The 18,115-nt window shown below is 39.8% G+C and carries 18 protein-coding genes and 3 pseudogenes; 4 read left to right on the forward strand and 17 right to left on the reverse strand.

What is annotated here, in order from left to right:
- The 12 genes and pseudogenes from OVN23_RS05965 to glmU all read right to left on the reverse strand — a co-directional run.
- A partial coding sequence (locus tag OVN23_RS05965) for a YSIRK-type signal peptide-containing protein (RefSeq protein ID WP_267240812.1) occupies positions 1-1,684 on the reverse strand: 1,684 nt, incomplete at its 3' end.
- A 720-nt stretch (positions 1,685-2,404) separates the two neighbouring features.
- Positions 2,405-2,833 (reverse strand): annotated as a pseudogene (locus OVN23_RS05970) (hypothetical protein); the annotation flags it as partial.
- Positions 2,830-3,264, reverse strand: a pseudogene (locus tag OVN23_RS05975) (hypothetical protein); the annotation flags it as partial. The pseudogenes OVN23_RS05975 and OVN23_RS05970, both read right to left, overlap by 4 nt.
- A gap of 14 nt (positions 3,265-3,278) precedes the next feature.
- Positions 3,279-4,250, reverse strand: coding sequence for an Rpn family recombination-promoting nuclease/putative transposase (locus OVN23_RS05980; protein WP_267240813.1), 972 nt, complete (start codon positions 4,248-4,250; stop codon positions 3,279-3,281).
- A gap of 325 nt (positions 4,251-4,575) precedes the next feature.
- Positions 4,576-6,339, reverse strand: a complete 1,764-nt coding sequence (locus OVN23_RS05985; RefSeq protein ID WP_172924590.1) for a glycerophosphoryl diester phosphodiesterase membrane domain-containing protein — start codon at positions 6,337-6,339, stop codon at positions 4,576-4,578.
- A gap of 8 nt (positions 6,340-6,347) precedes the next feature.
- On the reverse strand, positions 6,348-6,938 hold the full coding sequence (locus OVN23_RS05990) for a 3'-5' exonuclease (protein ID WP_172924589.1): 591 nt from the start codon (positions 6,936-6,938) through the stop codon (positions 6,348-6,350).
- A 12-nt stretch (positions 6,939-6,950) separates the two neighbouring features.
- A complete protein-coding gene (locus OVN23_RS05995) occupies positions 6,951-7,154 on the reverse strand; it encodes a hypothetical protein (protein ID WP_240153447.1) in 204 nt (67 codons plus the stop codon).
- A 78-nt stretch (positions 7,155-7,232) separates the two neighbouring features.
- Positions 7,233-7,724 (reverse strand): chromosome segregation protein RocS, encoded by a 492-nt coding sequence (gene rocS, locus OVN23_RS06000; RefSeq protein ID WP_000021242.1) that lies wholly within the window; start codon positions 7,722-7,724, stop codon positions 7,233-7,235.
- Positions 7,725-7,800: 76 nt separating this feature from the next.
- Positions 7,801-8,493: a 5'-methylthioadenosine/adenosylhomocysteine nucleosidase gene (locus OVN23_RS06005; RefSeq protein ID WP_049534950.1), complete on the reverse strand. Its 693-nt coding sequence runs from the start codon at positions 8,491-8,493 to the stop codon at positions 7,801-7,803.
- A gap of 16 nt (positions 8,494-8,509) precedes the next feature.
- Positions 8,510-8,824, reverse strand: coding sequence for a cell wall synthase accessory phosphoprotein MacP (macP, locus tag OVN23_RS06010; RefSeq protein ID WP_000517865.1), 315 nt, complete (start codon positions 8,822-8,824; stop codon positions 8,510-8,512).
- A gap of 11 nt (positions 8,825-8,835) precedes the next feature.
- Positions 8,836-9,381, reverse strand: coding sequence for an NUDIX hydrolase (locus OVN23_RS06015; protein WP_218764130.1), 546 nt, complete (start codon positions 9,379-9,381; stop codon positions 8,836-8,838).
- Positions 9,382-9,390: 9 nt separating this feature from the next.
- Entirely contained in the window at positions 9,391-10,770 is a 1,380-nt protein-coding gene (gene glmU, locus OVN23_RS06020; protein ID WP_267240820.1) for a bifunctional UDP-N-acetylglucosamine diphosphorylase/glucosamine-1-phosphate N-acetyltransferase GlmU, read from the reverse strand.
- 144 nt (positions 10,771-10,914) lie between these two features.
- On the opposite strand from glmU, the gene OVN23_RS06025 reads away from it, so the two are divergent.
- From OVN23_RS06025 to OVN23_RS06040, 4 genes are all read left to right on the forward strand, one after another.
- Positions 10,915-11,715, forward strand: a complete 801-nt coding sequence (locus OVN23_RS06025) for a glycoside hydrolase family 25 protein (protein WP_267240821.1) — start codon at positions 10,915-10,917, stop codon at positions 11,713-11,715.
- 94 nt (positions 11,716-11,809) lie between these two features.
- A complete protein-coding gene (locus tag OVN23_RS06030; protein WP_173218308.1) occupies positions 11,810-12,652 on the forward strand; it encodes a DUF368 domain-containing protein in 843 nt (280 codons plus the stop codon).
- Entirely contained in the window at positions 12,652-13,134 is a 483-nt protein-coding gene (locus tag OVN23_RS06035; protein ID WP_267240822.1) for an aminoacyl-tRNA deacylase, read from the forward strand. The genes OVN23_RS06030 and OVN23_RS06035 overlap by 1 nt, the downstream gene beginning before the upstream one ends.
- On the forward strand, positions 13,134-13,754 hold the full coding sequence (locus OVN23_RS06040) for a histidine phosphatase family protein (RefSeq protein WP_267240823.1): 621 nt from the start codon (positions 13,134-13,136) through the stop codon (positions 13,752-13,754). The genes OVN23_RS06035 and OVN23_RS06040 overlap by 1 nt, the downstream gene beginning before the upstream one ends.
- 264 nt (positions 13,755-14,018) lie before the next feature.
- Here the strand turns inward: OVN23_RS06040 and OVN23_RS06045 are convergent, their stop codons facing one another.
- From OVN23_RS06045 to pepF, 5 genes and pseudogenes are all read right to left on the reverse strand, one after another.
- Positions 14,019-14,177: a hypothetical protein gene (locus tag OVN23_RS06045; RefSeq protein ID WP_025173180.1), complete on the reverse strand. Its 159-nt coding sequence runs from the start codon at positions 14,175-14,177 to the stop codon at positions 14,019-14,021.
- An 11-nt stretch (positions 14,178-14,188) separates the two neighbouring features.
- Positions 14,189-14,284, reverse strand: a pseudogene (locus OVN23_RS06050) (IS630 family transposase); the annotation flags it as partial.
- Positions 14,285-14,581: 297 nt separating this feature from the next.
- Positions 14,582-15,523, reverse strand: a complete 942-nt coding sequence (gene prsA / locus OVN23_RS06055) for a peptidylprolyl isomerase PrsA (protein ID WP_173218303.1) — start codon at positions 15,521-15,523, stop codon at positions 14,582-14,584.
- A 66-nt stretch (positions 15,524-15,589) separates the two neighbouring features.
- The gene (locus tag OVN23_RS06060; RefSeq protein ID WP_004259562.1) at positions 15,590-16,303 is read right to left on the reverse strand and encodes an O-methyltransferase; all 714 of its coding nucleotides are present in this window, start codon (positions 16,301-16,303) and stop codon (positions 15,590-15,592) included.
- Between the two features lies 1 nt (position 16,304).
- On the reverse strand, positions 16,305-18,107 hold the full coding sequence (pepF, locus tag OVN23_RS06065; protein WP_173218301.1) for an oligoendopeptidase F: 1,803 nt from the start codon (positions 18,105-18,107) through the stop codon (positions 16,305-16,307).
- Positions 18,108-18,115 lie beyond the last annotated feature (8 nt).

Below are 18,115 nucleotides of genomic sequence, written 5' to 3' on the forward strand. Positions count from 1 at the left end.
TATTGATTTCATTTCTTGCTGTTGTTGCTGCTGCGGTAACAGCTGCTGTTAGACTAGCTTTTTCATCTGAAGTTAATCCTCCATTATTGGTAATATTGCCTTTTTGAGTTCTTTCTTCAGTATCAATTGCTTCTATTGCACCAGCCTTATCTAACTTCGGTGCAGGCGCTGTCGCCTGAATACTATTTGCTGAAAAGTCCGTCTTCAATCCTTCGTAATATGTAGTATTTGTTCCCTTACGAACATACGCCACTACAAGTCTAAGATTATCCGTTCCTATTCCTTTTGTTTGATCACTATATTTAGGAGGAACAAAATCAAAGCTCCCATCTGTCTTTACTGGGGCTTCCGCAACAACATGATAACCATCTGCCTCTGGTAAGTAACTATAAGGATTTTGCCGTCCTCCGGTTACTAAATAAGCTTTTAACTCAGCATCAGATGGAAGATTGTTAGGCTCCGCCTTTGTGCCAATAGTACCAGAAACTACTGGTTTCTCATTAGCTTGTCCTTCTAAATTTTTACTAGTTGTTGTAAATCTTGGGGTAGGTAGAGGACGAGCAATACTTACTGTGGTATGTTCACTATGACCTGCGCTATCTGTAGCTGTGACAACGATATTAGATAAACCATGTTTATTTCCAGGAATACGACCTGTTAAATCTACATATCCCCTTGATCCTATAGTTTTCAAACTTGACTTCGTCAATCCCAAGCCATCTAGTCCTTGCACATCTATATTTGTAATAGTACGACCACTTAAAGACTCAGCTATCAATCGAATATTATTCCCGACCGCTTCTCCCGTCAGTACTGGTACGACTTTATTAGTAGAATACTGAGGGTCAGAGCTTCTTCCAGTAGCTAATCCCACCCTCAAACTTGAAGTTTCCCTAGAATGTCTTAGATTTCCATCTAAATTAGCCGCTCCTCCCTGCTGAAGTTGACTAGCCTTTCTATACTCTTCAAGTGCCGCATTAAAAATCTCCTGATCAACAAGTCCAGTTTCCGATGTTCCCAATGCTGCATTGAATTTTTCGTATGCTTCATTGAGTTTTTGGACTTGTTCTTGATTTCCAGCACTGTTCTTGAGATTTTGAAGAAGCTTGTGTATATCATCTGATAGAGAGTAACTTCCTTCACCATTTATATAACTTGTACTGCTTGCAACACTTTCCTCTTCCTGATTCTCTACACTTCTATCTTGAGATTGAGGTGATTTGCTTCGGCGATCTATGGATACTGTTTCCTCTTCCAACTCTGGTTGAGCTTCTTTTTTATCTTTTTCTGCCTCAGACACGGGAGATGATTCGTCAGATACAGGTTTAGCTCCACTACCGCCTTTTTCTTCATCTGGCTTATCTACTATCGAGCTAGCTTTTCCTTCATCATCTTTAGATGGAGCTCCTGGCTCTTTTTTCTCTGTCTCTTGAGTGTTTGCTTTAGCTCCTTCTTGTTCTACGTTAAGATTTTGATTGCTTGTCTCTGATGAGCTTAGGGCAGATGAATTGTCAGGCTTGACATCCCTATCCGGAGTGACCACTTCTGTATTTGCTTCCGCCGCCTGCACTTCTGTCGCTGGATTAGCCACAAAAAAGACAGACCCTAGCAAGACTGAGGCTGCTCCGATTGAAAACTTGCGTATAGAAAAGCGTTGGCGCTCATTCATTTTAAACTGTTTCATAGTTTTTCCTTTCTTTCTACCCTGTCTTTGCTCCTCTAGCCATGTTCATGCAGGCATCAACTCGCAATAAAAACAGGAAAACATGACCTTTTTCATCTTAAACAAATGACAAAAAGCCCAGTGTTTACTAACACTTCATTATATCAACTTAGTTCCCTTCCTTCAACCTCACTTTGTTTTAGAAAATCGATAATTATATATATATATATATGCATGTTGCTTATTTTAAAGGATTTATAGGCTCCTTATTTGTAAATTTAGTATATTTTTCGTTATTTTCAGAAATTTTAAATTTATATGACATTCAAACGGAACTGCTCATCTTGCTATCTATCGCCAGAAAAACCTATCCTAGACTCAGCAAATAAAAAAACAGGCTCTCCGAAAAATCAGAAATCCTGAGATATTATTTGATATAACTCCTATCCCAAATCACTTGATGTAGGCTCTCCCAGCTTTGTCAAGTAGCAGAGGTAGACTAACCATGACAAAAATCAGCCATAGGCAGACTCATAAAAACCCAGATAAATATAGGAAAGAAGCAAAAAGAAAGGCCGATAGCAAAATCATACCCAAAGTCTCTCCAAAATTCCTACAAATACCATAGAAGCCAAAGGATAGATAAATGATAAAGAGACTAAAGCAAAAACGCTTGCCTGTCTTTTTAGTTCCAAGAACCCTATCTTGACCAGATGATTTTCCTGAATGTTAGTGCTGATTTTACAACAATGTCTCAAACTCAGTGACAGTCATTTCCAATTGCTGACTGGCAACCTCAGAAGTCAGAAGACCTTGGCGTACTAGATTTAGTAGCATAGACAAACTTCCTTCAACTTTCCCACGCTCCAGTCCCTGTTCAAGACCCTCTGCACGACCACGTTCAAGTCCACGCTCTAAACCTTTTTCAATACCTTCTGCCCTAGCAGTTTCCAAAGCATAGTCCTGCGCTAACAATGCTTGTTCTTCTCGCATACGTAGTTGGCTAAACATTTTCCTGTCCTCCTCGGACCAGCTCTTATAGTCCAGCAGTTGATCTGCTTGGCTGATAGCTCGCTCGGGTTGCTGGGTAAAGGGCTTGTTGCCGAAAAACTCTAACCATGGTTTGCGAACCTCGTCTTTGCTGGTTTCTCTGTATTTTTTAGTTCTTAGTTATGATGGTCTTTCAATAGTTCTTCAAACTCAGCGACGGTCATGCCCAGTTGCTGACTGGCAACCTCAGAAGTCAGGAGACCTTGGTGTACTAGATTTACTAAACCTACTTTTAATCCCTCTTCAATGCCTTCTTCTCGTCCTTGTTCACGACCCTCTGCACGACCACGTTCTAAGCCTTTTTCCTCAGCTTGTTCCAAGGCATAGTCCTGTGCTAACAAGGCTTGTTCTTCACGCATACGTAGTTGACTAAACATCTTCCTGTCCTCCTCGGACCAGCTCTTGTAGTCCAGCAGTTGGTCTGCTTGGCTGATGGCTCGCTCTGGTTGTTGGGTAAAGGGTTTGTTCCCGAAAAACTCTAACCATGGTTTGCGAATACTATCTTTGCTGGTTTCTCTATATTTTTTTAATTCCAAGAACGCCATCTTAACCGTTATTGCTAGTCTTACAACAATGTCTCAAACTCAGCCACGGTCATTCCTAGCTGTTGACTGGCAACCTCAGATGTCAAAAGACCTTGACGGACTAGATTTAGTAGCACGGACAAACTTCCTTCGACTTTCCCACGCTCCAGTCCCTGTTCAAGACCCTCTGCACGACCACGCTTTAAACCTCGTTCAATACCTTCTGCACGACCACGTTCAAGTCCAAGTTCTAAGCCCTTTTCCTCTGCTTGTTCCAAGGCATAGTCCTGTGCTAACAAGGCTTGTTCTTCACGCATACGTAGTTGACTAAACATCTTCCTGTCCTCCTCGGACCAGCTCTTATAGTCCAGTAGTTGGTCTGCTTGGCTGATGGCTCGCTCGGGGTGTTGGGTAAAGGGCTTGTTCCCAAAAAACTCCAACCATGGCTTGCGAACCTCGTCTTTGCTGGTTTCTCTGTATTTTTTTAATTCCAAGAATGCCATCTTGACTAGATGGTTTTCCTGACCATTGTTGGTAATGGTTAAAACATCACCTGTCGTATCTTCTCGCATACTAAAGCTATGAAAAGCTAAGTCATCTGAAAAGTAATTGCTGTCCACGATTGCGATGGCATATACTGGTGCGATATGTTTGTAACTCTGGTGTGTATCACCTTCTCGTTGGCGAATTTTTTCAAGATTTTGATTGACCTGACTACACAGATAAGCCCACAGGCGATTGATGAAAAAATTCTGATGATGGACTTGAATCTCAATGATAACTTGGGTTCCATTATCTAGTTCAGCTAAAACATCTATACTTGTATAGAAGTCCTGGGCCGAGTAGGGCATGGGAGGCAAGACATGAATGTTGCTCCCCTCTAAAATCGTCACATTTTTTGCTGGCAAGTCCAGCATATCGCGGATAAATTGACAAGTGATTTCTGGATTGCTGAAAATTTTCTTAGCAACCAAGTCATTAGTTGGGCTGATGCCCGGATGACGTACAGTCATATTTCTTCTCCTCTCATTATAGCACATTTTTTAATCTAATTTACTAGATTTGATGCTTCTATCTATTTATTCGGAAAAGAAATTAAAAGTCTCCTAATTTTTAATCAATTCTTTCTAATGGATATAGAGAATAAAGGAATTTTCCCAATTTTTAGTACCATTTTAGAAGTTGTAATGTACTATTCCAATCTCAAATTACTATAAAGTTGATTGAAATAAAAACAAGACATACATTTATCGTAAACGAATTGCAACCACAAAAAAGCAAGCATTCACAAGAATACTTACCTATCATGAGAGGAATAGTTGTTCCTCTTTTTTATTACTAAAATTCAAAGAATTCCAGAGCTTTTTTCAAGAGCAAATCCGTATATTCTGGATCTTCTTGGGCTACTTCTATTTCCCACTGAACTTTTTCCAAATCATCTGTAATCACTCCATCTACTCCTAAGTGAAGAGATTTGCTAATAGCTTCTGAATCATTGACAGTCCAGACATAAAGTTTCTGGTCCGTTGTCCATAGTTTGCTTACAAAATATTCATCCAAGGTTGAGTACTCCATAGTATATCCTGTCGCCCTTGTTTTAGGAAAGACAGAATTGTAGGGCATGATAAAATAAACTGGCAGTTCGGCATCATACTGTCTTACTTTTTCAACAACATGGTAGTCTAAAGATTGGATTTGATGCCCATAAATCTTGAGCTTTGCAGCATAACGGGCTAAAAAGCGGTCCATCATGTCTGGACTATCTTTTTTACTGGTTTTGATTTCAATTAGTAATTTTTGACCAAGTTCGTTGGCTCGACTGAGATAGTCTTCAAAGCTTGAAATTTTAGTCTGGTAGCCATTTTCAAAAATATCAATCCCTTTAAGCTCCTCCAAGTTTAAGTCTTGAGGACTTTTATTGATACCTGCTAGATTTTTCAAGTTTGCATCATGCATCATGACAAACTGCCCATCTTTTGTCTCCTGCACGTCCGTCTCCACCAAGTCTGGTTTGAGTTGTGCTGTAGTTTCCAAGGACTCTACTGTATTTTGAATCCCATTTGCATTGGAAACCCCTCGGTGAGAAATAAGCTGAGGTAGATGAACCATGGGAGCCTCCAGATAAATATAACCTTCTAAGGCAAAGAAAAGACTGGCACAAGTCATGACTCCCCATCGCATGATGTGATCTTTTTCTCTCCGAGGAAGCATATCCAGCTCCTTTCCTGTCAAAAATGAAACAAATTTAACCAAAAAGTAAGTCAGAGCCATATAATAAAGATTTTTAATCACAACAAAATTCAAAATACCAAGAATCAGAGACTCTCTCTGAGTGATGTCATCTACCAAAGTTTGAGCCAATAACAAAGGAATCAAAGGAAGATAAAATAATAAATTTGCCTTTAGCAAGATATAAAATAAATTCCAAGCATAAAAAGCAACTCTTTTCTTGGTTTTCTCCAAGCTAAACATCACTGCTTCTCGAACAGTCAGCTGATCATATACAATCTTCGGAAGGGCAAACATCAATCTGACAGAGATATAGAGAAAAATAAGAGATAGAAGTAGGATGCTCAGCCACCACATCCAATATTTATCTTCTAAATAATCTTGGATAAACTCTGGAATAACGATTTTATTGAGATAATAAATCTTCAGCATTTTCCGTATAAAAGGAAAAAGCATAGCTATATAGAAAAAGATAAACAAGGCTTTAGCGCAAGTTAGCTTTTTCATAAATCCAAAACTTTCATGGAAAACCTTGCGGATATACTCAATTAGCCTTCGCTTTTCATGATAGAGAAGATGACGAGCACCAATAAAGAGGAGTCCTATTTGAAAATAAGCAACCAGAAGGTTAATGACAATCAAGGCTAAAAAAGCTAGACTAATCAATGGAGAATGAGTGAGGATGGCTAAGACATTATTATAGGAAATAAAAAGATAACCTGTCTGATCTAATAAGAAGCTAGCCAACCATGAATTGAATGGGACCCACAAATACTCCACTATCATAAAAATTAAGAAAAAGAGAAAGAGGATTTTATCAAGATTGAGGTAAATCTGTTTAAAACCCAATTTTTTAGGTTTTTCAGGTTTCATAGGCACTCCTAGTCAAATAATTGAGACAAGTCCAAGCCGCCAAAAGGATTGTTTGATAAGCTGCTTTCCGTCTCTAACAATTCTCTAGCTTGATCTGATTCTAGGAAGGACTCATACACACGCGCCGTCATCCGAGCATCCTCTAAGCTATTATGAGACTGACCTTGAAATCCAAGAAATGAGGCAACAGTTTGCAATTTGAGATTGGCAATGCCATGTAAATCTGAACTACGACGTTCAAAGGCTTCATCATACAGATCCACCTTGTACTGCTGGGTGTAGTCTAAACCATGCTCTGCTAGAATAGGCAAATCACTTTTAGCAGCATTGTAGCCTACCATGGGTAAAGAACCCACAAACTCTTGGAAATCTTTGATAACTTCCTCCACTGGGGGAGCATCTTTTAAGGTCTCAGCTGTAATCCCCGTCAATCCATTGATAAAACTCTTTAGAGGCACACTAGTATGGACATAGGAATCATAGGCGTCGATTTCCTGACCATCTCTAAAACGCACTGCCGATACTTGAATCAAGTGTATTTGTCCTTCGTGCTGATTAAATTCTAAGTCAAAAGCAATATAATCTTCTAATCGTTCCATTTTCTACCTCTCCTATACTGTTATTTTATACTCTTCGAAAATCTCTTCAAACCACGTCAGCGTCGCCTTACCGTAGATATAGTTACTGACTTCGTCAGTTTTATCCGCAACCTCAAAAACATGTTTTGAACTGACTTCGTCAGTCTTATCTACAACCTCAAAGCAGTGCTTTGAGCAGCCTGCGGTTCGCTTCCTAGTTTGCTCTTTGATTTTCATTGAGTATTACTTGAGCAACTATACTATTAGAAACAAAAGAAGCCATCAGGTTAGCATTTAACCTAAACAGCTCCTTGATTATCCTCCAAATAAACGAGCAAAAAAGCCTTTCTTAGTGGATTGGACTTCTTCTTTTGCTTGGTCCAGCTCTAACTTAAGATTTTCTTGATCCTTCATAGCTTGAAGGGTCAATTGTTGCTGCTGATCGAGTTGTTTGTCTTTCTCAGCAATCTGACGGTCTTTGATGCGCATCTGCTCATCTTTTTCTGATAACTGACGATCCTTGGCTTTTAATTGTTCATAGAGACGGAGAATTTCTGCATTCTTCTCATCAACTAGAATCTCCATCAGCTCACGTTGCTTGACATCTTCACTGACAGGCTCATCTTCAAAAATCGTTTTTTTATAGATTTCTTCTAGCTTAATCAAGCCACTTCTGGTAACGACTGTTACCCCTTTGTCATTTTTATCTGTGTCTTCTTCTGGTAATTCTTTGACACGGTTATTGATTGCTTGGCGAGATAATCCTAAGACCTCTGCAATCTCACTGACGGTCATTTCAATACTCATAATATCCTCTGAAACGTTTTCTAGCTTTTCTTTACTTAAATCTTATCATAAGCTAGAAAAACTGTCAAATTTTCGCTTAATCTAAAGCCTTCAAAAAGGCTAATAAGACTTGGGCAGAGCGACGTCCAGCTTCGATAATAAACTCATCAAAAGAGATATTTGCTTCATGGTTAGCATTGTCACTCATAGCTCGGATGACTAAGACTGGGAGATTAAGGGCATGCGCTGCCTGAGCAATAGCTGCCCCCTCCATCTCAACAGCCAAAACATCTGGGAAATGGGATTTAATCGCTTTTATCTTATCATTTCCTGCAACAAAACTATCTCCTGTAGCAATCAAACCAAGATGCCCGTTTTGATCCAATTGAGATAAACTCTCTTGGATTTTGGCAACAAAGGTTTTATCTGATTCGAAATAAAGCGGTTGTTGCGCCATTTGTCCATAAGCATAGCCAAAAGCTGTGACATCCACGTCATGATAAGCCAATTTGTCAGCAATCACAACATCACCAACTGCAATACCCTCTGCTACTGCCCCAGCTGATCCTGTATTAATTAGAGCATCCACTTGAAAATGATCAGCCAAAATCGCCACACTCATAGCAGACATGACCTTACCAATTCCACTTTCTACAAGAACGACTTCATGAGATGCAATAGTTCCTGTATGATAGGTATTCCCTAAAACAACTTGTTCTTGGGCATTGTCTAGATGCTGGACCAGATAAGCCAGTTCTTCTGGCATAGCAGCAATAATTCCTATTTTCATTTCAATTCCTTTTCTATTACAACAGTTTCATTGCTAAGACAAGCAAAATCAAGAGAAAAATGACTGCAAATAATATTTTATTTAACTTAGAATTGAAGACATTTCTCTTGGTATTCTCAATGCGACGGCTTTTATGAATAGACGGTTCGACCTGAATCTTCAAGGTTTCCTGGCTAAAACCATGATCCTTAGGATTGGCATAACCAAAACGGGAAGAAGATGTTGGTAAAATCTTAGTCTCCTCATTATCATCTAGCAAAGGAGGACCTGAAATTTTTTCGCCTCTATTAGCTCTTTCAATCATTTCATCCGTTAATAAAGGTTTACCCATACTGACCTCCTCTATTTTTTGTGCAATTCCCAATACTGAACAGCCATAATTGTCTTGGCATCACAAATATGACCTGATTGGATCAATTCCTTGGCTTCTTTTAGACTCACTTCAAGGACTTCCAAGGTCTCATCTTCATCCTGCAGACGCGGATTTTCCACTTTCGTCAAATTGCTTGCTAGGTATAGTTTTAACTTTTCATTACAAAAGCCAATGGCTGAGTAAAAGTCGTACAAGAGTTCTAACTTCCCTGTATAGGCTGTTTCTTCCTCTAATTCACGAAGGGCTGCTGCGACAGGGTCTGTATTTTCTCCTACTTCCAACTTTCCGGCTGGAATTTCGTAAGAGACAGCCTCGATGGCCTTGCGGTACTGCTTGACCAAGATGAGTTTTTGCTCATCCGTTACTGCTAAAACACAGACAGCTCCATTGTGGAAAATCAAATCCCGTTGGGCAGTTCCCTTGCCTTCTGGTAATTCAACCTGATCTTGGACCAGTTTAAATATTGGTCCTTGATAGATTTCTTTTCGGCTAAGCGTTTTTTCTTCAAATTCCATGATAGGCTCCTACTGATTCTTAGGATGATGAGGAAGACGTGTTGCATATTCGTCTTTGTTGACCTGACGACCGCGACCAATCGCAATCGCATCCGCTGGCACGTCTTTAGTAATAGTTGAACCAGCACCAACGAGGGAATTGTTACCAAGTTCTACTGGCGCAATAATGGTTGAATTTGAACCAACAAAGACATTGTTGCCGATGACTGTCTTGTATTTGTTTTTACCGTCATAGTTGACTGTAATGGTTCCTGCACCAAAATTAACATGGCTACCCACTTCACAGTTTCCGATATAAGTCAAATGACCAGCCTTGGTATTCTCGCCGATTGAAGACCCTTTAACCTCAACAAAATTTCCAATATGTGCTTGGCTAGCGATACTTGAACCTGGACGAATGTGGGCATAAGGACCGACTGTCACTCCGTCAGCAACACTACTTTCTTCAATCATAGAGTTAGTAATAACAGCTCCTGCTCCGATAGTGCTGTCCACTACATAAGTACCATTTGTCAAAACAGTCTCAGCACCAATTTTCGTTTGCCCCTTCAAGGTAACATTGGCTTCGATTTGAACTTCAGGAGCAATCTCAACATCAATATCAATATAAGTTGTTTCTGGGTTGACAAAGCTAACACCGTTGACCATGTGTTGGTGATTGATGCGACGACGCATGACTGACTCAGCAGTCGCAAGAGCTACACGGTCATTTACCCCAAGACTTTCATCAAAATCTTTCAAAGTATAAGCGCCAACTTTTTCACCAGCCTCACGGAAAATACCAATAACATCTGTAATATAGTATTCTCCTTGAGCGTTGTTGGTATTGATATTTTTCAAAGCCTCAAACAAACGCTCGTTGTCAAAAACGTAAGTTCCAGTGTTAATTTCCTTGATTTGCTTTTCAAAATCTGTAGCATCCTTTTGCTCAACAATGCGAAGAACTTCAGCATTGTCATTACGAACAATTCGCCCATAACCAAAAGGATTATCTGTTTCAGCAGTCAAGATAGTGGCCACATTTTTATGATTGATGTGGAAATCAATCAAGTTTTTCAAGCTTTCACCTGTGATTAAAGGAGTATCTCCTGCAATGACCAAGGTGTGACCTGACAAACCTTCTAGGATAGGCTCTGTCATCATAACTGCATGACCAGTCCCTAACTGTTCAGATTGAGTCACAAATTCTGTCTGTCCAGCCAAGACCTGTTCAACCAATTCTGCCTTGTGTCCCACAACTGTTACTGTCTTTTCAGGTTGGATAGCTCCCACACTACGGAAAACATGTTCCAACATAGAAATACCCGCAACCTTGTGCAACACTTTTGGCAAATCAGATTTCATGCGAGTCCCTTTACCCGCTGCTAAAATAATGGCAAAATTTGACATAATCTTCTCTTTTCTGTAGAAATTCCCTTTTATTATACCATATTTCAAATCATTCCGCGCCCTTGAATGAAAAAATGCTCCAAAGTCCTTTCCTTAACCCATTTTTTTTGATTTTTTTTCATTTTTAGGGTAAAATTATGAGATATGAGAAAACAAATTCATCCACTTATTTTATTTGGTTTTTTTGGGATTATGATGTTCATTTTAATCATCAATCGCCCACTTAATGACAACCAATCCTTTAAAACAAAATCCAACATAGCGCAGATTGAAGCACAGGCTTTGAAACACTTAGACAAACCGATTATTGACCTCTCTGGCTGGCAGCGTCCTGAGGAAATCAACTACGACGCCCTCTCACAAAATATTTCAGGCGCTATTGTTCGTGTTCACAGTGGTGCTCAAACGACAAAAGAAAATGATGCTTCCTTTATCAATGGAATAGACAAGGCCTATAAGAGTCATATCACTGAACTTCAAAAGCGGAATGTCCCAGTTGCTGTCTACACTTATGTAGCTGGAAAAAGTGTCCAAGAAATGGAAAAAGCCGCTGAGGTTTTCTACAATGCAGCCTCTCCTTACAGCCCTAGTTACTACTGGCTAGACGTAGAAGACAAAACCATGTCCAATATGAACGAGGGTGTTGAAGCCTTTCGAGCAAAACTAGCATCACTAGGTGCTAAAAACATCGGAATCTACGTTGGGGTCTATTTCATGGAAGAACACAGTATTGATACAGGCAAGTTTACCTCTGTTTGGATTCCGTCCTACGGCTCTAACTCAGGATTTTTGGAGAGCAGTCCTAAAACTGACTTAGATTATGATATTCACCAATACACATCTAAAGGAAAAATTGCCGGCTTTGACCACGATTTGGATATCAACGTCATCTCTCCTTTAAAAAACAAAGAAGAAACCTTTAGAAAAATCTTTTTAAAACCTTAAAAGCATTTGTTTAGCATTTGCTTTTTCTTTTTGTGTTTGATTGTGATACAATATAGTAAGGATTTTTTGAAATAGAAATAGTTGGAGGAACTATATGCTCTCATGGTTAGCGCGCATTATTAAAGGGATTGTGATTGCTCTTGGATTTATCTTACCGGGAATTTCCGGAGGGGTTCTAGCAGCAATCTTAGGCATTTACGAACGGATGATTGGCTTTCTGGCCCATCCCTTTAAAGACTTTAAAGAAAATGTTTTGTACTTTATTCCAGTTGCCATCGGTATGCTTCTGGGAATCGGCTTATTTTCCTACCCGATTGAATACCTGCTTGAAAATTATCAGGTCTTTGTCTTATGGAGCTTTGCGGGTGCCATCATTGGTACAGTTCCTAGCCTTCTCAAGGAATCAACTCGAGAATCTGACCGAGACAAGATTGATTTAGCTTGGTTCTGGACAACCTTTATCATTTCTGGACTAGGACTCTATGCCTTAAATTTTGTCGTTGGAACCTTAAGTGCTAGCTTTCTTAATTTGGTCCTAGCAGGTGCACTGCTGGCTCTTGGCGTCTTGGTTCCTGGCCTCAGTCCATCAAATCTACTTTTGATTTTGGGTCTCTATGCTCCGATGTTGACTGGTTTTAAAACCTTTGACCTCTTGGGAACCTTCTTCCCGATTGGAATCGGAGCAGGTGCCACTCTCATCGTTTTTTCAAAATTGATGGATTATGCCTTAAACAACTACCACTCATGCGTCTATCATTTCATCATCGGTATCGTCCTATCAAGTACCCTTTTGATCTTGATTCCAAATGCAGGAAACGCTGAAAGTATCCAATACACAGGTCTTTCACTTGTCGGTTATGTCATCATCGCCTTCTTCTTTGCTCTAGGAATTTGGCTTGGTATTTGGATGAGTCAATTGGAGGATAAATATAAATAATGGCAAAAAAAGTTAAAGTCAAAAAAACATTAGTAGAACAAATCCTATCTAAAGCAGGTATCCCACATCAGGGGATTCAAATCAATGCCCTGGAAGGAGAGCTTCCTCAAGGTTATGAACGAGATCAGATTTTCAAAACCTTGGCTCTTTTGGGAGACAAGACAGGACCGATTATCGGAATTGTCCCTATCACTCAACACTTGTCTGAAAAGAAACTAGCCAAAATTTCTGGCAATAAAAAAGTGAGCATGATTCCACAAAAGGACTTGGAAAAAACAACTGGTTACATTCATGGAGCCAATAATCCTGTCGGAATTCGTCAGAAACACAATTACCCCATTTTTATCGATAAAATCGCCCTAGACTTGGATCAAGTGATTGTCTCTGCTGGGGAAGTTGGTCACAGCATTATCGTCGTGCCACAAGACTTGGCTAGCTTTGTAAAGGCAGACTTTGTAGATATTTTGGAGGACAGCAAGTAATGAAACTCTACTTTGTCCGCCACGGTCGTACAGTCTGGAACCAAGAAGGACGCTTTCAAGGTGCTAGTGGAGATTCCCCCCTTCTTCCTGAATCCATTGAAACCCTAAAACAACTAGGCCAGTATCTCAAGGATATTCCTTTTGATCAGATCTATTCAAGTGACTTACCTCGAGCAGTCAGATCTGCCGAGATTATCCAAAGTCAACTCAAGACGCCCTGTCCTTTAGAAAGTGTTCCTAATATTCGTGAATGGCAGCTGGGGAAGTTGGAAGGTTTGAAAATTGCAACCTTGGAAGCTATTTACCCGCAACAAATCCAGGCTTTCCGTACTAATCTTGCTCAATTTGATACTCAAATGTTTGGAGCCGAATCCCTCTATAGCACCACGCAACGGACCATCCAATTTATCAAATCACTCAAAGATAGTCCAGCTGAGCGTATTCTAATTGTCGGTCACGGTGCCAATCTTACTGCCAGTCTTCGTACTCTTCTAGGATATAAAGAACCACTTCTTCGTAAAGATGGCGGTCTAGCAAATGCCAGCCTGACCATTCTAGAAACCCATGATTTTGAAACATTCACTCTCGATACGTGGAATGATACTTCTTATCAATCATAATTATAGCCTAGCCTTCTGGAGATATAGTCAGTTGAAACAAAAATAAGACAAAAGAGCCTCGTAAAAAGGTATTGCAACTTGCCAATACCTTTTTGATATGAACACGTGTCTTCTCAACAGGATTGTAGAGCAAAATGAAATAAGAACTGAATAATGTGATTTGAGAATTTAAACTAATTTATAAGAATGTTTTAGAAGTAGTGATGTACTAGTTCAGATTCACTTTTCTATACTAATACTCTTCGAAAATCTCTTCAAACCGCGTCAACGTCGCCTTGCCGTATATATGTTACTGACTTCGTCAGTTCTATCTGCAACCTCAAAACAGTGTTTTGAGCTGACTTCGTCAGTTCTATCTACAACCTCAAAGCAGTGCTTTGAGCAACCTGCGGCTAGTTTCCTAGTTTGCTCTTTGATTTTCATTGAGTATAAGATGAGTAGGGAGGAAGAGGTAAAAGTTTATGCCCAAACTCTTCACATAAGAACTCTATCTTACCCATTCTATGGAATCTTGCATTATCCATTAAAACTTCCAGACTCATACTCTTCTAAAATCGATTCAAACCACGTCAGCTTCACATTATATATGTTGGTGACCTCATAAGTCTTCAAAGCTGTTCTTTGAGCAGCCTACAGCTAGCTTCCTAGTTTAATCTTTGCTTTTCACTGAGTATTAAGTTAAAAAAATGAGTCTGGTCAAAAAGTCTTTAAAATCAAAAAACGCATAATATCAGGTATTGAAAACCTTGTACTATGCGTTTTATTGTGGAAAGATTTACTTCATTTTTTCCTGAAGTCGAGTTTTTTCCCTGACTTATTGATTTGGACTATTCGTTTGATGTACTACTGCTTGAGCTTGAATCTCCACCACCGATATATTGGGTAAAGATATTTTGGAAGGCTTGGTCCTTAACCTTGATATTGGCTGCTTGCAATTCTTTTCCGATAATGCTTTGAACAAATGTTGAATCATTTTGTTTTTGAGTCAAGATAACAGTTTTTAATTTTTCTTTGTAGTCATCAATATTAGATGATTTTTCTGTTTTCTTAATGAGTTTTACAATGTAATATTGGCTACTGTAGGCTTGTGTGCCAGTTGCTGTAATCACATCAGAAATGCCATTTACATCTAAAGCGAAAGCGGCTTTCTTGACTTGCTCAGGTACTTCCGTTGAAGCAGAATCAAAGGTAATTTCTCCACCATTTGCTTTAGTTTTCTCATCAGTTGAATTATCTTTGGCTAATTGAGCAAAATCAGCACCTTCTGCCTTGGCTTTTTCGAGAACTTCTTTGGCCTTATCTTCATTATCAAGACGGATGATTTGAGCCGTTACATCTGGAGTGTACTCGTCAAATGCTTTCTTATAGGCATCATCTGTCAGTTCAGCTTCTGCTGCCTTCTTAACTGCCAACTCAACTAATTTACTTGTACGAATTTGAGCTTTACGTGTTTCAATCGTCATACCTGCTTGTGACAAGACACGTTGGTAGTTTTCGCCATATTGTTTTTCTTCTTCGGCAATAGTATCATCAACCTCTTTATCATCAAGCTCTGAGCCATATTGTTTTTCAAAAACTTTTTGGATGGTCATATTTAACAAGACTTGTTGGGCTGAAGGGTTGCTTTTCACTTGCTCATAAAATTGATGTTCTGTGATGACATCCCCTTTCATGCTGATAAGGTCTGCCCCTTCTGAACCTTTCGAACAAGCTGCTAAAGTTGCTACTGATAATAGTGTAATGGCACCTGCCAATAGTTTTTTCTTCATGTCTACTCCTTTGAGATAAGTGTTACTCTATCTATTGTACTATATTTTCTTAAATTTTTCTGAAAATCATTCGCTGTCAGGCAATTGAACATCTGCTACATTTTTACGAAGCATGAGAATGCCGTCCCCCAGAGGGACTAATGTTGCAGTGAGTCCTGGATTGTCTAAGGTTGCATCAAATAGTCTTTGAAGGCCTCGATAGATGGTTCGCTGACCTCGACGGACTTCCATAATGTCCTTGGCAACATCACCGCCTTGGAAAATATCATCCAAGACAACCACACCTCCAACTTCCAAATGTTTGAGGATTTCTGGTAGAAAGACGATGTATTTAGACTTGGCAGAATCCATAAAGACAAAATCATAAGACTCTGTCAAGGTTGATAAGACATCTACCGCATCTCCTTCTAGGAGAGTGATTTGCTTACGACTATCAAACTGGGCAAAATTTTCCTTGGCAAAACCAATCATTTCTGGATTGCGATCAATAGTTGTAATCTTGGCATTTGGCGCATGTTCCGCCATCAAGAGGGCTGAAAAACCGATGGCCGTCCCAATTTCCAGAATGTTTTTAGGTTGCATGGTTTCCATGAGAAAACGGAAATAAGCTACCGTTTCATGGGGAATAATGGGAATATTTTCCTTGCGGGCAAAGTCTTCCAATTCTTTCAAGGAACCTGTGACTTGCTTTTGGCGCTGACGCATCAAGTCTACAATTTCTTCCTTGACGACAGGGCGACGCATGTTATGGTTGGCATTTTTACTATATGATTCAACCATCTTATGCCAATCCCAATTTTTCAACAAGGGCTTCAAACTCATTCAAACGACGTTCGAAGACTGCAAAAGCATCGTTGAGATAGTCTTCCTTCTCCATATCAACACCAGCTTTTCTCATGACATTAAGTGGATAGTCAGACTTACCTGCCTTGAGATAGTCGATATAGCAGTCACGATCTTCTTGACTACCATGGACAATCTTTTCAGCTAGGGCTGAGGCGGCCGCAAAGCCTGTTGAATATTGGTATACATAGTAGTTATAGTAGAAGTGTGGAATGCGAGCCCACTCGTATTGGATTTCAGGATTGTCTTCCTTACTCAAACCATAATACTCTTGGTTCAAGTCTGCGTAGAGTTTATTTAAGAAATCGCTTGTCAAGACTTCACCATTTTGATCCGCTTGGTGGATTGCGTGTTCAAACTCGGCAAATTGAGTTTGACGAAAAACTGTTCCACGGAAACCATCTAGGAAGTTATTGAGAATAGCAAAGCGCGTTGCGTCGTCTTCCACTTCTTCCAATAATTTCTCCGTCAAGATATTTTCATTGGTAGTTGATGCAATCTCAGCCAAGAAGATAGAGTAATCTCCATAAACATAAGGCTGAGTCTCGCGAGTATAGCTAGAATGCATGCTGTGGCCTGTCTCATGAACAAGAGTAAAGAGATTGTCAAGATTGTCCTGCCAGTTAAGGAGCATAAAGGCATTGGTATCGTAAGAACCACCAGAGTAAGCCCCTGAACGCTTGCCTTGATTTTCGTAAACATCAATCCAACGCTCGCTGAAGGCACGTTTAACACGGCTCAAGTAATCCTCACCCAAGACTGACAAAGCATCTTCTGCCTTTTTCAAGGCTTCTTGGTAGGTAAAACTATATTCAACAGATGAAAGCGGTGTGTAGACATCGTACATCTTAAGGTCTGAAATCCCCAAGATTTTTGAACGAAGTTCAAGGTAACGATGCAAGAGGGGCAAATGCTTGCGAACTACTGCTACCAAATTGTCATAAACACTCTCTGGAACAAAATTGGCTGCTAGGGCTGCATGACGAGCGCTCTTGTAGTTGCGAACTTTAGCACGGTAGTTTTGCACCTTAACATTGGTTTGCAAGGTTTTGGCATAGGTATGTTGGAATTGTTCATAAGTCGCATAAAGAGCTTGATAGGCACCACGACGCACCTCACGATTTTTAGACTCCATCAAACGTGTGTAAGTCCCATGAGATAGCTGAACTTCCTTACCATCATCGTCGAGGACATAAGGGAACACAATATCCGCATTGTCCAAGATAGCGAAGGTTTCACTTGCCGAACCAAAGATTTCTCCAGCTCCAGCCAATAATTCTTCTTCACGTTGTGAAAGAACGTGATCCTTGCCTTGCAAAAGCTTATCAAAATAGTGTTGATAAAGCTGCAATTTTGGTTGAGCTTCTAAAAAGTCAGCATACTGCTCTTCACTGATTTCCATAAATTCAGGCTCATAGAATGAAAAGGCTTGGTCTAGCTGGCTGTATAGAGTCATAGCCTTAGCATAGTACTCTTGGTACTTGGCTTCACGTGTATCTTGGTCATTCTTCATATGAGCATAAACGTAAAGCTTCTCCATCTGGCGTTCCATTTCAAGAGAAAATTCAGTGATTTCGAGTAGGCTATCCGCACTATCCAAGAGATGGCCTTCATACTGGCTTACTTTCTCCAGTTGTTCTGTTAAATCTTTTAAGGCTTCTTCCCAAGCCTGGTCAGTTGGGTAAATCGTTGATAGATCCCATGTATCTTTTTCATTTATTTCATGTCTTTGTAATACCATTAGATTCC

This window comes from Streptococcus sp. Marseille-Q6488 (assembly GCF_946902925.1).
Classification (GTDB): Bacteria; Bacillota; Bacilli; order Lactobacillales; family Streptococcaceae; genus Streptococcus.

What these genes read in the sequence shown, in the direction of transcription:
- OVN23_RS06015 (WP_218764130.1), bottom strand. Translation starts at nt 9,381, where the DNA reads ATGGAATTTGAAGAAAAAACGCTTAGCCGAAAAGAAATCTATCAAGGA.
- pepF (WP_173218301.1), bottom strand. Translation starts at nt 18,107, where the DNA reads ATGGTATTACAAAGACATGAAATAAATGAAAAAGATACATGGGATCTA.
- OVN23_RS06035 (WP_267240822.1), top strand. Translation starts at nt 12,652, where the DNA reads ATGGCAAAAAAAGTTAAAGTCAAAAAAACATTAGTAGAACAAATCCTA.
- OVN23_RS05985 (WP_172924590.1), bottom strand. Translation starts at nt 6,339, where the DNA reads ATGAAACCTGAAAAACCTAAAAAATTGGGTTTTAAACAGATTTACCTC.
- OVN23_RS05990 (WP_172924589.1), bottom strand. Translation starts at nt 6,938, where the DNA reads ATGGAACGATTAGAAGATTATATTGCTTTTGACTTAGAATTTAATCAG.
- macP (WP_000517865.1), bottom strand. Translation starts at nt 8,824, where the DNA reads ATGGGTAAACCTTTATTAACGGATGAAATGATTGAAAGAGCTAATAGA.
- OVN23_RS05995 (WP_240153447.1), bottom strand. Translation starts at nt 7,154, where the DNA reads ATGAAAATCAAAGAGCAAACTAGGAAGCGAACCGCAGGCTGCTCAAAG.
- prsA (WP_173218303.1), bottom strand. Translation starts at nt 15,523, where the DNA reads ATGAAGAAAAAACTATTGGCAGGTGCCATTACACTATTATCAGTAGCA.
- OVN23_RS06040 (WP_267240823.1), top strand. Translation starts at nt 13,134, where the DNA reads ATGAAACTCTACTTTGTCCGCCACGGTCGTACAGTCTGGAACCAAGAA.
- OVN23_RS06045 (WP_025173180.1), bottom strand. Translation starts at nt 14,177, where the DNA reads ATGAAAATCAAAGAGCAAACTAGGAAACTAGCCGCAGGTTGCTCAAAG.
- OVN23_RS06005 (WP_049534950.1), bottom strand. Translation starts at nt 8,493, where the DNA reads ATGAAAATAGGAATTATTGCTGCTATGCCAGAAGAACTGGCTTATCTG.
- glmU (WP_267240820.1), bottom strand. Translation starts at nt 10,770, where the DNA reads ATGTCAAATTTTGCCATTATTTTAGCAGCGGGTAAAGGGACTCGCATG.
- rocS (WP_000021242.1), bottom strand. Translation starts at nt 7,724, where the DNA reads ATGAGTATTGAAATGACCGTCAGTGAGATTGCAGAGGTCTTAGGATTA.
- OVN23_RS05980 (WP_267240813.1), bottom strand. Translation starts at nt 4,250, where the DNA reads ATGACTGTACGTCATCCGGGCATCAGCCCAACTAATGACTTGGTTGCT.
- OVN23_RS06030 (WP_173218308.1), top strand. Translation starts at nt 11,810, where the DNA reads ATGCTCTCATGGTTAGCGCGCATTATTAAAGGGATTGTGATTGCTCTT.
- OVN23_RS06060 (WP_004259562.1), bottom strand. Translation starts at nt 16,303, where the DNA reads ATGGTTGAATCATATAGTAAAAATGCCAACCATAACATGCGTCGCCCT.
- OVN23_RS06025 (WP_267240821.1), top strand. Translation starts at nt 10,915, where the DNA reads ATGAGAAAACAAATTCATCCACTTATTTTATTTGGTTTTTTTGGGATT.